We start from the raw sequence: 13,220 nt of genomic DNA on the forward strand, positions 1-13,220 counted from the left end.
ACATCGCGATCCGTGAGAACCTCGACCGCAAGAAACTCGCGAATGGCTCGAAGCGAGACGGCGAATCCTTCGGCGCCAGCCTCCCCGAATACGTGACGCCCGAATTTGTGCGCGACGAAGTGGCGCGCGGCCGCGCCATCATTCCCTCGAATGTCAATCATCCGGAGATCGAGCCGATGATCATCGGCCGAAACTTCCTGGTGAAGATAAACGCGAACATCGGTAACTCGGCGGTCACCTCCTCCGTCGCCGACGAAGTCGATAAGATGGTGTGGGCGACGCGCTGGGGTGCGGATACCGTGATGGACCTCTCGACAGGCCGTAACATCCACAACATTCGGGAATGGATCATCCGCAACTCGTCGGTGCCGATCGGAACCGTGCCGATCTATCAAGCGCTGGAAAAGGTGGACGGCGTTGCCGAAGATCTCACGTGGGAGATCTACCGCGACACGCTGGTCGAGCAGTGCGAGCAGGGGGTCGATTACTTCACGATTCATGCGGGCGTGCGGCTGGCCTATGTGCCGCTCACGGCAAAGCGCGTGACCGGCATCGTCTCGCGCGGCGGCTCGATCATGGCGAAATGGTGCTTGGCGCATCACAAGGAGAGCTTCCTTTACACGCATTTTGCCGACATCTGCGACGTCATGCGCGCCTATGACGTGAGCTTCTCGCTGGGAGACGGGTTGCGGCCGGGTTCGATCGCGGATGCCAACGACGAAGCCCAATTTGCCGAGCTCGAAACGCTCGGCGAACTCACGAAGATCGCGTGGGAAAAGGGTGTTCAGGTCATGATCGAAGGCCCCGGCCACGTGCCAATGCACAAGATCAAGATCAATATGGATAAGCAGCTCCGCGAGTGCGGCGAGGCGCCGTTCTACACCCTTGGCCCGCTCACGACCGACATAGCTCCAGGCTACGACCACATCACGAGCGGGATCGGTGCCGCGATGATCGGCTGGTTCGGTTGCGCGATGCTCTGTTACGTGACCCCCAAGGAACATCTCGGCCTGCCGAACCGGGACGACGTGAAAGTCGGCGTGATCACCTACAAGATCGCGGCCCACGCGGCAGATCTCGCGAAGGGTCATCCTGGGGCCCAGGAACGCGACGATGCACTCTCGCGTGCGCGCTTCGAATTCCGCTGGCAGGATCAGTTCAACCTCTCACTCGACCCAGAAACTGCCAAGCACTTCCATGACGAAACTCTGCCCAAGGAGGCGCACAAGGTCGCACATTTCTGCTCGATGTGCGGACCGAAGTTCTGCTCGATGAAAATCACGCAGGATGTGCGCGACTTTGCGGCAAGCGGGATGGAGAAAATGTCCGAAGCGTTCCGGAAATCGGGTTCCGAGATCTATCAGCGCAAGGAGGATCTCGAAGCCCTCGCCAAGGAATCGAATCGCGCACTCGGCGGCGATTGAATGCGGTATTGAGGCACCTCGAAGAGCAACGCCGGACGGCAAGGCATTGTGCCGCGGGCGGGGCAGAAGTCCCGCCCGTTTCCCGAGACGGCCCATCCCTGTATTCTGTCCCTACATGAGCGAAGCACCCGCGTTCGATGCGAAATTCCATAGATCGTTCTGCGATCTTCTCGCCTGGCGGCGGGACGTGCGGCGCTTTCGGACAAATTCGCCGCCCGAAGGAACCCTCGAACGTCTCTTCGCACTTGCATCCCTGGCGCCGTCGGTCGGCCTTAGCCAGCCTTGGCGGTTCGTCGTGGTCGACAACAGAGAGCGTCGGGCCGCAATTCGAGCCGATTTCGAGAGGTGCAACCAGGAGGCCCTCAGCGATTACTCCGGCGCGCGCGCTCGGCTCTATGCCACGCTGAAGCTCGCCGGCCTCGATGCGGCCCCGATCCAATTCGGTGTCTTTGCCGACCGGGATGCCACGCAGGGCCATGGCCTCGGGCGACGCACGATGCCGGAGACGACCGAATATTCGGCCGTAATGGCGGTCCACACGCTTTGGCTCGCCGCCCGCGTGGAAGGGCTTGGCTTAGGCTGGATATCGATTCTCGATCCATCGCGGGTCGCGGAGATCCTGGAAATTCCATCGACGTGGCGCTTCATCGGCTATTTTTGCCTGGGCTATCCCGAGCAGACCGACCACACGCCAGCACTCGAACGGGCGGGTTGGGAAGAGCGCAGGTCCTCTGCTGAATTTATCCTGCGGCGATGAGCGTCGGGCTTAGCTTAGCCCCGACGGCTCCGCGACATTCGCGGTCACAAGGTGCCCCTCGATAAGCTTATGCACCTGTTTCGGCAGCGGTACGGACTTTCCCGTCGACAGACTTGCCTCGACGGCCGTGTAATCGCCCGTGGCAATCAGATTGCCGTTTTCAGCATCGAGCATGCGATGGAGGAATCGGAAGAACTTCTTGCCCACTGCCACGAAACCGCTTTGGACGACGACGAGTTCCCCGCCGCGAAGTTCCCTGACGAACTGATAACTTTGGCGCACGACGGCGATGCGCCGCCCCGCTTTCCTCATCGAGCGCGGCGTAATGCCGATCGAGCGCATCAGAAACCATGTCGCCTGATCGAAGCGTGCAACATACATCGGGGAATTCATGTGCGACTGGGAATCGTATTCGGAAACGAGCACCGCACCCTTGAAGGTCTCGACCCATTCGCCCATGAATATACTCCCGGCGTGCGCCTCGCTTTCCTTCGTTGCGCGAGCTTACCATAAGTCGGCGCATTGAACAGACGCGAGCGGCCGAGGCCCCTTTTCGAGATCGACTAGTTCTGTCATCATTCGGCCATGCCCTTTGCCGGTGTCGATCCCTGGCGCGAGCAGTACTTTGACCGCACCGTTGTGCCCGATGGCGTCGTCATCCCGATCGACGACGCGACGGCGTGGGAGCTTTATCCTCGGCATCGGTGGGTCTACAACAAGCTTCTCATTTGCGAGACGCAGGGCCTGCCGCATGGTCCGCATGGCACCATGCCAAAGACATATCCCGTCTTCTCGAAGCCGATCTACAACATGCGTGGGATGGGGACCGGTGGGCGTATTGTCCATTCCGAGTCCGAATATCTCGCGGGCCTTGAGCCCGGTCATTTCTGGATGCCTTATTTCACCGGACCGCATATCTCGACGGATTTCGTATTCCTCAACGGCGAAGCGAAATGGCGGCGTCATTCAACAGGGAAGGCCGGGCCCGAAGGTACATTCGACTATTGGACGGTGCACGCGGGGCTGGACCCGATACTTGAGCGGTATATCGGCGATTGGTCGAAGCGAAACCTCCAAGGGTTCACCGGCGTTGCGAATTTCGAGACCATCGGCGGCCGTATCGTCGAATGTCATCTGCGGATGGCAGAGCAATGGATCGATATCAACGGATCCGGCTGGCTCGACGCCGTGGTCGAGCTCTATGCCAGCCATCGATGGCAATTCTCTGACGAGGATCGCCGGGACGGCTACAGTGTCGTGCTGTTTGGCGGACACGAAAAGCACTGGACGATCGACCGCAGCAAAGTCGCGGAGTTCCTGAAGTGGCCGAACGTCTCATCGATCCAGATCACATTCGTTGAAAACAAGCCCGCCGGACATCACGCCATGCCGCCGGGCGGATTCCGTCTCGCCATTGTTAATTGCTGGAACCTTGAAAGCGGTTTTTCCGTGCGCGGCGCGCTCGCAAAGCTTTTTGTCGCAAGGGCCGATCAGGCGCCGGGGCCGCGGGCGATGGGCCAGATGGCCTCCACGCGCTCGCCACGGTAGCCGACATACCAGTCATAGAGATTTACCGTCGGGTCGCAATGGCCGGGAATGAGCTTTACCTTGTCGCCGATCGTGAGCGAGCGATTGCCGGACGTCACCTTGAGTTTGCCGTGTTCATCCGAGGCGCCAAAATATTCAGCGTCGTCGCGACCCGCCAATCGTGGCATACCCGAATCGACACTCACCGCCTTTAGTCCGGCGTCGAGCACTGCACGTTCGCGTACCGCCGTGCTCATGACAGTCGCATAAACGAAGAGGCTATGCTCGAACTCACGGACCGGCTTGCCGTCGTCGGCCAGGTTCTTTGCATAATCGGCGTCCATGAAGATGTAAGAGCCCGCTTGCAAGTCGGTGTAGACGCCACTTGACCCCTCGAAGGCGTAAGTGCCGGTTCCCCCGCCGCCGATTTCTTCGCAGACAAGATCGTGCCGCTCCAAAAGCTGCCGCGTGAGTTGAACTTTATCGACTGCACCTTTGATCGCAAGGCGCCGCTCCTCGAAGCCGCGCAAGTGCTGTGCCGAGCCGTGATAGGCCTGAAGGCCCCGGAATCGCAACCCCTTCGCGCGCGAGACAAGCTGCGCGAGCGCGAGTGCAGCGTCGCCGGGCTGGACGCCGCAGCGGCCAGCACCCACGTCGATCTCCACGAGAACATCGAGGGTCACGCCGTAATTTTGCGCGGCAGAGCTTAGTGCATCAATGTGCTCGGGCGCATCGACGCAGACGCCAATGTTTGCGTCGCGTGCGAGCACGGCCAGACGCCCTAGCTTCTTGCGCCCGACGACCTCATTGCTCACAAGGACGTTCCGGACACCGCCCTCCACCAACGCTTCCGCCTCGCTCACCTTCTGGCAACAAACGCCAATAGCGCCGAGTGCGATCTGCTTGAGTGCTATCACAGGCGATTTGTGCGTTTTGGCATGGGGCCTCAGGCGAACACCCAATGTAGCGGCACGCGCCGAAAGGTGGCGCAAGTTGCGCTCGAAAGCGTCGAGATCGAGAAGGAGGGCGGGCGTGTCGACGTCCGCAAGCGGAGCGCCGATTTCGGCGGGAAGATGTCGAGTCATCGATTGTGGGTTTCCATACTCCGATGGACAGCGCCGTGTGCGGCCGCACGGTCAGACGCTTGTCGATCTATTGTGATGGCTTCATTGGGGGAAGGCAACCGCAGAACGAAGGCCGCACCCCCCGTCGGCGCGTCCTCGACGTTTATTGTGCCACCATGCGTTTCCGCCACCTTGGCGACAATGGCAAGTCCGAGACCGGCGCCGCCACTTCGGCGGTCGGCGCGCCAGAATCGTTGGAATATCAGGGCACGATTATCGGGCGGCACGCCGGGCCCAGAGTCGATCACTCGAATAGTGCGATCGGCGTCCACCAAAATTTCGACAGTGGTTCCCTTGGGCGAGTGCGTGAGCGCGTTTTCGATCAGGTTGCGGATGGCTTGACTGAGCGCTTCCGTATCGCCACGCACCCAGACGGGCCGCTCGGCGCCTCCGACTGCGATTGATTTGCCATTCTTGAGCGCAAGCGGTGCAAGCGCCGATGCGGCGCCGACCGCTATCTGGTGAAGGTCGACTGTCTCGAACGCGCCCAAGCTGAGTGCGTCGAGTTGCGCGATGCGGAGTAGCTGACCGACAAGGCGGCTCATGACTGCAACTTCCTGGCGCAGGGCGGTAACAGCCTTGCTGTCGGATAGTGTGTCGAGGTGGGCGCTTAAAACGGCGAGTGGGGTCCGCAACTCGTGAGCCGCGTCGGCGGTGAACTGGCGCTGCGTCTGAAACCCGCGATCGAGCCGTTCGAGTGCTCGATTAACGCTTCGGATCAAGGGAAGAAGTTCGCGAGGCTGGTCCTCCTCTGGAAGGCGCCGTCCCGTGGATTCTGGGCCGATTTCGGTGGCCATGCGCGACACGCGAGTAAGGGGTCGCAATCCAGCCCAAATGCTCACCAGGTTGACCACGAGAAGGAGACCGACGAACGGAATCAACAACCATCCAACCTGAACGAAGAACTCGCGAACGAGATCATCGAGCAGGACACCCCGTTCGTCGAGGTCCTCAAAGACTTGGACGAATACCGGCGCGCCGTTTATTTGCGTCGTGAGCGTGGCACCGTCCCAGTTGTGGCGAATATCCGGTGGCCCGAGGGAGAAGAATTCGATCGGTCCTTTGACGTGATCTCCACCTCGAACGAACTGCACGTTCCGGGGCACGCCCGCAATCGACGCGAGGTCGGAGGGAAGGTCCGGCGATTCAAATAGAATTCGCCCATCCTTGTCGACCACCCGATATAAAATGATGCTCGATGCTTCTTCGCCGGAGCCGAGCGGAAGGAAGCCGATGGCGCCGTCCGGCTCATTCTTCAAGCGCGCCGTTATGCTTTCAGCTTCTTCCTCAAGCGCATAATTGAAGAGCGATTGCGCCGTCATTTGCACGCGGGATTGAAGCGTAAACAGGATGAGCGCGAGGAACACCGCGCTCGTCGCGGTCAGGCGCCATCCGAGAACGCGAAGCAGAGAAGGGTGCTTCTTGCTCACATCGGGCTATCCGCGGCCTGTTCCGTGATGACGTAGCCAATGCCGCGCAGTGTGACGACATTGAGCCGTGCGCCAAGAGAGGCAAGTCGGCGGCGCAAGCGATGGACGAGTACTTCAACCGAGTTGGAAGTGACGTCTTCCTCGACACCATATAGGCCCGTCTCGATCGCTTCCTTTCGAACGACGTGACCCGGGCGCCGGAGGAGCAGCTCAAGCAAGCTGACCTCGCGACGCGAAAGCGAGACGGACGTTCCACCGATTTGAACCTCGCGAGTGGTCGTGTCCAAAGTCAGATTGCCCGCCGTCAGCTGCTTGCCCAGGATGCTCCCTGGCCGGCGCAGGAGGGCCCGCAGACGTGCGACCAGCTCCTCCGTCTCGAACGGTTTTACAAGGTAGTCGTCTGCGCCGGCATTTAGGCCGTCAACCCTGTCGCGCAGACCGTCCCGCGCCGTAAGGATGATCGCGGGCGTGGAATCGCCACGCGCACGCATCGACTCGACAATATTGATCCCGTCTTCGTCGGGCAAACCGAGATCGATCACAGCAATGTCGAAGTGATGCCGACCGAGGCTCTCATTCGCTTCGCCGACACTCTCCGCGACCGACACGTCAAAGCCCGCCTGCGTCAGGCTGGCATTGAGAAACTCCACGAGCTGGCGATTGTCTTCGACGAGTAGAAGTTGCATCGCGTGCCTCAGGTCGCTCCTACGGATGAACGGGGCATCGAGGAACACTTCGATCCTTGGGCCGACATGTGCTCAATCCGACCCCGCGCGGAGAATGCCGCACTCAAGGATTCCTCTACCATTTATACCTTATCGCACAGTTCGACGGAAAGGATGATGCCGTCCGATTGGCGAGGGTCGCCGCAAAGGCGCAATTCCGCCCAACGGCGGAGGGGACGCAAGTGGCCGGAAGGTTAAGTGCGCTTGACGAACCCGGCCACCTTGCGCATTTCTATGCGGGACAGAGGATAAGGGTGAGGATGAAATGGCGAGACTTCCCCGGCGATTGTGGGAGGAAATGACCACGGAGGAGTTCAGACTTCTCGATGGATCGCGCGCCATCGCGGTCTTGCCCGTAGCGGCGATCGAGCAACATGGCCCCCATCTACCGATTGCGGTCGACGCGGTCATCAATGCGGGAATACTCCAAAGGACGCTCGAATTACTTTCGCCGGACTTGCCGGTGACGGTACTGCCAGCCCTCCCGATCGGGCGCAGCGACGAGCATCGTGACTATCCCGGCACGTTGTCGCTTTCGCCCGAAACGATAATCCGACTTTGGGGTGAAGTGGCCGACGGAGTGGCGCGCGCTGGCCTTCGCAAGCTCGCAATTTTCAACAGCCACGGCGGGCAGCCGCAGCTAGTCGACATCGTCGGGCGCGAGCTTCGCATCAAGCACAAGATGCTCGTTGTCCAGGTGAACGCCTATCGACTTTGGAACGCGAACGGAATTTTTGATGAAGTGGAGATAGCGCACGGTATCCACGGCGGTGCGATCGAAACTTCGATCATGCTGCATCTTCGCCCCGATCTCGTCCGCGTGGATAAGGCGACTAATTTCTTGCCCCGTTCGATTGAGTTGGCGCAACGGTACCGAATGATCGGAGCGCACGGCCGAGTACCCTACAGCTGGCTCGCGCAGGACCTCAATTCCGCAGGGGCGTGCGGCGACGCGACCAAGGCGTCGGCGGCCCATGGCCGCACCTTGGTCGAACAGGCTGCACAGGCGTTCGCCGAGATCCTTGCCGAGCTGGACCGCCTCTCCCTTGACACCCTCAAAGAACCTGTCTGAGCCGGTTCACTTTTCTCGCCCCTACGCTATATTCTCGTCGGAACCGGGGAGGGCAGGGTAATGCCGATCTTTGAACCCAGGAATACGATGCGGGGACGTCGCATGTTCGCGATCGTGGCGGCTCTGGCCATGGTGGCCGCCAGCACCTCACCCGCCGCAGCACTCGACAAGATTCACTTCGGCACCGATTGGAAGGCCGAGGCGGAATATGGCGGGTACTATCAGGCCAAGGCGGCGGGCATCTACGAAAAATACGGCCTTGACGTCGAGATTCGCCAGGGCGGCCCGCAAGTCAACCATAGTCAGTTGCTGGCGGCCGGCATTCTCGACTTTTCGATTTCTTCCAACACGTCGGTTGCCTTGAATTTTGTCAATAACAATATCCCGATGGTCACGATCGCCGCTTTCTTTCAGAAGGACCCGGCGGTGCTGATATCCCATGCAGGCACGGGGAACGACACCTTCACGCAGATGAAGGGCAAGCCAATCTTGATCTCGAACGACACTCGCCAGGGTTGGTGGCTCTTCCTGAAATCAAAGTTCGGCTATAGCGACAGCCAGATTCGGCCCTACAACTTCCAAATGGCGCCATTTCTGGCCGATGAAAATGCGATCCAGCAGGGCTATGTGACGAGCGAGCCCTATACGCTCGCAAAGGCGGGCGCCATCGTCGTGGTCAATCTTATCGCCAACGCAGGCTGGCCGAGTTACGGCAATCTCGTTACCACGTCGGCCCAGCGCATCAAGGAGAATCCCGATCTCGTCCAACGCTTCGTAAATGCGTCGATTGAGGGATGGTACAGTTATCTCTACGGCGACCCGAGCCCCGGCAATGCGCTGATCAAGCAAGATAATCCCGAGATGACCGACGATCTGATCGTCAATGGGATCGCGAAAATGAAGGAGTTCGGAATCGTCGACTCGGGGGATGCGCTCAAATACGGCATCGGTGCGATGTTTCCTGAGCGCATCGAGAATCTTTACCGCATTTTGGCTGACGCAGACATTTATCCCAAGAACCTCGACTGGCAGAAGGGCTTCGACTTTTCGTTCGTCAACAAACGGTTCGCTATGGAGATGAGGAAGTAAGTGCCGACCTCGCCGACGAGCCCGACGACGATGCCATGTTTGACGCCCGGTATCGTATTGTGCGGCTATAAGGTCATGGTCTCCCGCGTCTCACGCGTTGGACAGCGCTAGATCGCCCGATGCCGCTCGAGGCGCTGACCGACCAGGCTGCTCCCATCGTTCGACTCACGGACGTCAGCAAAACCTATTCGAATGGCGTGGTGGCATTGCGCGGGCTCGGTTTCTCGGTGGGTGCGCGCGAGTTCGTCACGCTGCTCGGTCCCTCAGGCTGTGGAAAGAGTACGGTCCTGCGTCTCATCGCCGGGCTTGGAACGATGTCCACGGGGAGCATCGAATGGCCGCAGGAAAGGCGAGTTCGGCGCTTGGGCAAACTGCAACACGAGATCGGCTTTGTTTTCCAGGAGCCGACATTGATGCCGTGGGCAACACTCTTCGACAATGTCCATCTGCCGTTGCGGATCTCTGGCGAGAGCCGCAAGAACGCTCGTGTTCGAGTCGAGGAGGCGATAGAGCTTGTCGGCCTTGGTGGTTTCGAGCGCGCCTATCCGCGCGAACTTTCGGGGGGAATGAAGATGCGCGTCTCGATCGCGCGCGCGCTCGTGACGAACCCCAGCATTCTGCTGATGGATGAGCCGTTCGCCGCACTCGACGAGATTACGCGCTCGAAGCTCAACAACGATCTCCTGGACCTTTGGACCAAACGCAAGCTGTCCGTCGTGTTCGTGACTCACAGCGTGTTCGAATCCGTCTATCTCTCGGAGAGGGTGCTCGTCATGTCCAGGCGCCCAGGTCGGATCGCTGAAGAGATCCGAATTCCATCGTCGTTCAAACGCGATGACGCGTTCCGAACCTCCGGCGAGTACAATGCGTTCTGCCGGGCGACTAGTGCGGCGCTCCACCGGGCGATGGAGGACCGAGGGCGAGGCGATGGATAAGCCACCGAATTTCGAGGAGAAGCTTGCGGCGGGCGGCCATGTCGGCACCGGTGAGCCGATTGCAAGTGCAGCCATTGTCATGAAGATAGCAGCACCACTCCTCGTGGGGATGATTTTCCTTGGCGGATGGGAAGCGCTGGTGCGCCTCAATCATGTTCCCAGCTATATCGTGCCGGGTCCGATTCTGGTCGCCCGTACACTGGTCAGCGATTGGTCGACACTTTCGAGTTCTCTGTGGATCACGCTAGAGAATACCGGCATTGCATTCGCCGCGGCGGCGTTCGGCGGCTTAGTGCTCGCAATCGTGCTGGCGCAATCGCGGCTCATTGAGCTGAGCCTTTTTCCTTACGCCGTCATCCTTCAGGTGACGCCCATCGTCGCCATTGCGCCCCTCATCATAATCTGGGTAAGGGACACGCAGATTGCGCTGTTGATCTGCGCCTGGATCGTTGCTTTCTTCCCCGTGGTGTCGAACACGACCCTCGGTTTGCACAGTGCCGATCATAACCTTCTCAATCTTTTTCAACTTTACGGCGCTTCCAGGCGGCAAGTACTGTGGCTTCTGCGATTGCCGAGCGCTATGCCTTACTTTCTCGGCGGATTGCGTATCAGCGGCGGCCTCGCACTGATAGGAGCCGTGGTCGCGGAGTTCGTGGCGGGCACCGCGGGTTCGGAGTCGGGCCTCGCTTATCGCATTCTCGAATCCGGTTACCGCCTCAACATTCCACGCATGTTCGCAGCTCTCGTCATGATCTCGCTCGCCGGTGTCCTCATATTCCTCGTCCTGACACTCGTTCAGCACATCGTGTTGCGGCGCTGGCATGAAAGCGCAGTCCGGCGTGAGAACTGATAAAAATTTTATAAATCAAACTGTTACATGCAGTTGGTGCTATATTCTGATAAAATTGGGCGGTGCCATCCGCGCCAGCCACAATTCTCGCCTATTCCGATCTTGAGCTCATGGGAGACGGGTTCATGAAGATCCCGTTTTTGCGCGCGCTCCGCGGCACATGGCCGCAGGCGCGAATCACTTGGCTCGCCGGCAAGGGCAAGTCTGTGTACGCAAGCGTCATCAAGCCACTTGCGGCGGCTTACCTTGACGAAGTAATCGAGGATGGCGGAATCCGGACGGATATCGTCGCCATGTTGAGTCGACCACTCTCGCGACGGCACTTCAACCTCGTTATCGATACGCAACGACATTTTCGAACGACCTTCGTGCTGCGCCGTGTGCATCACGGCAAGTTCGTCTCCGGTGCTGCGGATTTCTGGCTATCCGACATCAAACCCAGGGGGCGCTATTGCAAGCCACCCTTAATGATCGATCGATTGCTTGATCTCGTCCGTATCGCTTCGGGTGACGCGCCGACGTTTGCACCTGCACCAAAGGTACTCCCCGAATACGATGCGGCGGCACGTCTCGCCCTGCCCGACGGGGAGATCTATATTGGCCTGGTCCCCGGCGCCGGTGGCATCCACAAATGCTGGCCGCGAGGAAGGTATGAAATGCTGGCGCGGCATGTGGGCAAGCTCGGCGCGCGCGCGGTATTTCTGCTCGGGCCTATGGAGCGGCCGTGGGTCGATGCATTGCGGGCTGCCGTTCCAGAAGCGCGCTTTCCGCTTCAGGACGAGCGTATATCCGAAGCTATAGCCACGTCGCCACTTTACACCCTGGCGACCGGAAAGCGCCTTGCGCTCGCTGTAACAAACGACTGCGGTACCGCGCATATATTGGCCGCCGCGGAGACACCGCTTCTGAGCCTCTTCGGTCCGTCGGTATCGGCGAAGATGGCGCCCGCTACCCCCGATCTCACGGTCATCAGGGCGCAAGATTTCGGCTCGGATTCGATGGACGCGATATCTCTTGCCGCGGTATCGTCGGCGCTTGAACGAAAGCTCTCATTACTTACGCCGCGTCCGCCGAACGGTAACCAGTTCGACTCGTGAACAGTGCGAAATTCGTGCTAAGGTTTTTGAGCGTTCGGTGTCTCGTGGCCATCTACGACCCGGTCGAGCTCAGGAGGGAATAATGAGCGCTGGTGTTTCGGCGGCAAAGGTTGTGTCCAAATCCGTGCGCGAACGCGTCTCGGCGGACGAATGGAAAGTGCGCGTCGACCTTGCTGCGTGTTATCGTCTCGTCGCGCATTACGGCTGGGACGATCTCATATTCACCCATATCTCCGCTCGGGTACCGGGGCCGGCACATCACTTCTTGATCAATCCCTACGGCATGATGTTCCGCGAAATCACCGCGTCATCGCTGATCAAGGTCGATTTCGAAGGCGAAATCGTGATGCCGACCGACTACCGTTTCAATCGTGCTGGGTTCACGATTCACAGTGCGATCCATATGGCGCGTGGGGACGTCGGCTGCGTCATTCATCTGCACACGCGGGACGGAGTCGCGGTGTCGGCGCAGATGGACGGGCTTTTGCCGCTAAGCCAAAACGCGATGATCGTACAGGCAATGCTCGCCTATCATGATTACGAGGGAATAGCACTCGACCTCGCCGAGCGGGAACGGCTTACGCGAGATCTCGGTCGTCGCAATCTCATGTTGCTGCGCAATCATGGAACGCTCGCCTGCGGTGCGACCGTCGCAGACGCATTCCTGATGATGTACACGCTCGAGCGCGCATGCTCGGTCCAGGTCGCGGCACTCGCGGGAGGTCGCGGCGTCGTGACGCCAACGGTCGAGGTGCAGAAAGTCGTGACCATGCAGGTCCAAGGCGAGACGATGCGCGAGCGACTGAGCGAGCTTGCCTGGCCGGGACTTCTCCGCATGCTCGACGCCGACGACTCGGGATATCGCGAGTAGGACCGGCTACCCGACAGGACCGGACTCAGCTCGCGAGCTTATAGTCCTTGAACATGTCCCTGAGCCGCGCCTTCTGGAATTTACCCGTCGAGGTCTTGGGGAGTTCCGGCATGAATTCGAACGCGTCGGGAATCCACCAAGCCGCGAACTTGCCTGCAAGATAATCCTTAAGCTCGTTGGCGGTCACGGCCGCGCCGGATTTGAGGACGACGCAAGCTAGAGGGCGTTCCGTCCATTTGGCGTGCGCAACGGCGATCACCGCGGCCTCGAGCACGGCGGGATGACCCATGAGCGCATTCTCGAGATCGACGGAGCTGAT

General features: G+C 59.8%; 14 protein-coding genes. 9 read left to right on the forward strand and 5 right to left on the reverse strand.

Features of this window, described 5'->3' with window-relative positions:
- On the forward strand, positions 1 to 1,424 hold a 1,424-nt coding region (gene thiC, locus VEJ16_01130), incomplete at its 5' end, for a phosphomethylpyrimidine synthase ThiC (protein ID HYB08254.1).
- A 115-nt stretch (positions 1,425 to 1,539) separates the two neighbouring features.
- Positions 1,540 to 2,181, forward strand: coding sequence for a 5,6-dimethylbenzimidazole synthase (bluB, locus tag VEJ16_01135; GenBank protein ID HYB08255.1), 642 nt, complete (start codon positions 1,540 to 1,542; stop codon positions 2,179 to 2,181).
- Between the two features lie 9 nt (positions 2,182 to 2,190).
- On the opposite strand, the gene VEJ16_01140 is transcribed toward bluB, so the two are convergent.
- On the reverse strand, positions 2,191 to 2,640 hold the full coding sequence (locus VEJ16_01140) for an acyl-CoA thioesterase (GenBank protein HYB08256.1): 450 nt from the start codon (positions 2,638 to 2,640) through the stop codon (positions 2,191 to 2,193).
- 126 nt (positions 2,641 to 2,766) lie between these two features.
- Here VEJ16_01140 and VEJ16_01145 point away from each other — a divergent pair, with 126 nt between their 5' ends.
- Complete coding sequence (locus VEJ16_01145) at positions 2,767 to 3,729, forward strand: hypothetical protein (GenBank protein ID HYB08257.1); 963 nt, start codon at positions 2,767 to 2,769, stop codon at positions 3,727 to 3,729.
- On the opposite strand, the gene VEJ16_01150 is transcribed toward VEJ16_01145, so the two are convergent.
- Genes VEJ16_01150 through VEJ16_01160 form a run of 3 tightly spaced genes read right to left on the reverse strand, consistent with a single transcriptional unit; the run spans position 3,672 to position 6,948 of the window.
- A complete protein-coding gene (locus tag VEJ16_01150) occupies positions 3,672 to 4,793 on the reverse strand; it encodes a DSD1 family PLP-dependent enzyme (protein HYB08258.1) in 1,122 nt (373 codons plus the stop codon). The two genes, VEJ16_01145 and VEJ16_01150, sit on opposite strands and share 58 nt — an antisense overlap.
- Entirely contained in the window at positions 4,790 to 6,262 is a 1,473-nt protein-coding gene (locus tag VEJ16_01155) for a HAMP domain-containing sensor histidine kinase (GenBank protein HYB08259.1), read from the reverse strand. The genes VEJ16_01150 and VEJ16_01155 overlap by 4 nt, the downstream gene beginning before the upstream one ends.
- Positions 6,259 to 6,948 (reverse strand): response regulator transcription factor, encoded by a 690-nt coding sequence (locus VEJ16_01160; GenBank protein ID HYB08260.1) that lies wholly within the window; start codon positions 6,946 to 6,948, stop codon positions 6,259 to 6,261. Before VEJ16_01160 ends, VEJ16_01155 begins: the two co-directional genes overlap by 4 nt.
- A 304-nt stretch (positions 6,949 to 7,252) precedes the next feature.
- On the opposite strand from VEJ16_01160, the gene VEJ16_01165 reads away from it, so the two are divergent.
- The 6 genes from VEJ16_01165 (at position 7,253) to VEJ16_01190 (ending at position 12,901) form a co-directional block, all read left to right on the forward strand.
- The gene (locus VEJ16_01165; GenBank protein ID HYB08261.1) at positions 7,253 to 8,059 is read left to right on the forward strand and encodes a creatininase family protein; all 807 of its coding nucleotides are present in this window, start codon (positions 7,253 to 7,255) and stop codon (positions 8,057 to 8,059) included.
- A gap of 60 nt (positions 8,060 to 8,119) precedes the next feature.
- A complete protein-coding gene (locus VEJ16_01170; GenBank protein HYB08262.1) occupies positions 8,120 to 9,148 on the forward strand; it encodes an ABC transporter substrate-binding protein in 1,029 nt (342 codons plus the stop codon).
- 119 nt (positions 9,149 to 9,267) lie between these two features.
- Complete coding sequence (locus VEJ16_01175) at positions 9,268 to 10,083, forward strand: ABC transporter ATP-binding protein (protein HYB08263.1); 816 nt, start codon at positions 9,268 to 9,270, stop codon at positions 10,081 to 10,083.
- Positions 10,084 to 10,162: 79 nt separating this feature from the next.
- Entirely contained in the window at positions 10,163 to 10,933 is a 771-nt protein-coding gene (locus VEJ16_01180; GenBank protein ID HYB08264.1) for an ABC transporter permease, read from the forward strand.
- 125 nt (positions 10,934 to 11,058) lie between these two features.
- Complete coding sequence (locus tag VEJ16_01185; protein ID HYB08265.1) at positions 11,059 to 12,030, forward strand: glycosyltransferase family 9 protein; 972 nt, start codon at positions 11,059 to 11,061, stop codon at positions 12,028 to 12,030.
- A gap of 82 nt (positions 12,031 to 12,112) precedes the next feature.
- The gene (locus VEJ16_01190; protein ID HYB08266.1) at positions 12,113 to 12,901 is read left to right on the forward strand and encodes a class II aldolase/adducin family protein; all 789 of its coding nucleotides are present in this window, start codon (positions 12,113 to 12,115) and stop codon (positions 12,899 to 12,901) included.
- Positions 12,902 to 12,926: 25 nt separating this feature from the next.
- On the opposite strand, the gene VEJ16_01195 is transcribed toward VEJ16_01190, so the two are convergent.
- On the reverse strand, positions 12,927 to 13,220 hold a 294-nt coding region (locus VEJ16_01195; GenBank protein HYB08267.1), incomplete at its 5' end, for a fatty acid--CoA ligase.

It is taken from the genome of Alphaproteobacteria bacterium, from assembly GCA_035625915.1.
GTDB lineage: Bacteria > Pseudomonadota > Alphaproteobacteria > JACZXZ01 > JACZXZ01 > DATDHA01.

Coding starts and splice junctions, on each gene's coding strand:
- bluB (HYB08255.1), top strand. CDS start 1,540: ATGAGCGAAGCACCCGCGTTCGATGCGAAATTCCATAGATCGTTCTGC.
- VEJ16_01185 (HYB08265.1), top strand. CDS start 11,059: ATGAAGATCCCGTTTTTGCGCGCGCTCCGCGGCACATGGCCGCAGGCG.
- VEJ16_01160 (HYB08260.1), bottom strand. CDS start 6,948: ATGCAACTTCTACTCGTCGAAGACAATCGCCAGCTCGTGGAGTTTCTC.
- VEJ16_01140 (HYB08256.1), bottom strand. CDS start 2,640: ATGGGCGAATGGGTCGAGACCTTCAAGGGTGCGGTGCTCGTTTCCGAA.
- VEJ16_01150 (HYB08258.1), bottom strand. CDS start 4,793: ATGACTCGACATCTTCCCGCCGAAATCGGCGCTCCGCTTGCGGACGTC.
- VEJ16_01145 (HYB08257.1), top strand. CDS start 2,767: ATGCCCTTTGCCGGTGTCGATCCCTGGCGCGAGCAGTACTTTGACCGC.
- VEJ16_01175 (HYB08263.1), top strand. CDS start 9,268: ATGCCGCTCGAGGCGCTGACCGACCAGGCTGCTCCCATCGTTCGACTC.
- VEJ16_01165 (HYB08261.1), top strand. CDS start 7,253: ATGGCGAGACTTCCCCGGCGATTGTGGGAGGAAATGACCACGGAGGAG.
- VEJ16_01170 (HYB08262.1), top strand. CDS start 8,120: ATGCCGATCTTTGAACCCAGGAATACGATGCGGGGACGTCGCATGTTC.
- VEJ16_01180 (HYB08264.1), top strand. CDS start 10,163: ATGAAGATAGCAGCACCACTCCTCGTGGGGATGATTTTCCTTGGCGGA.
- VEJ16_01190 (HYB08266.1), top strand. CDS start 12,113: ATGAGCGCTGGTGTTTCGGCGGCAAAGGTTGTGTCCAAATCCGTGCGC.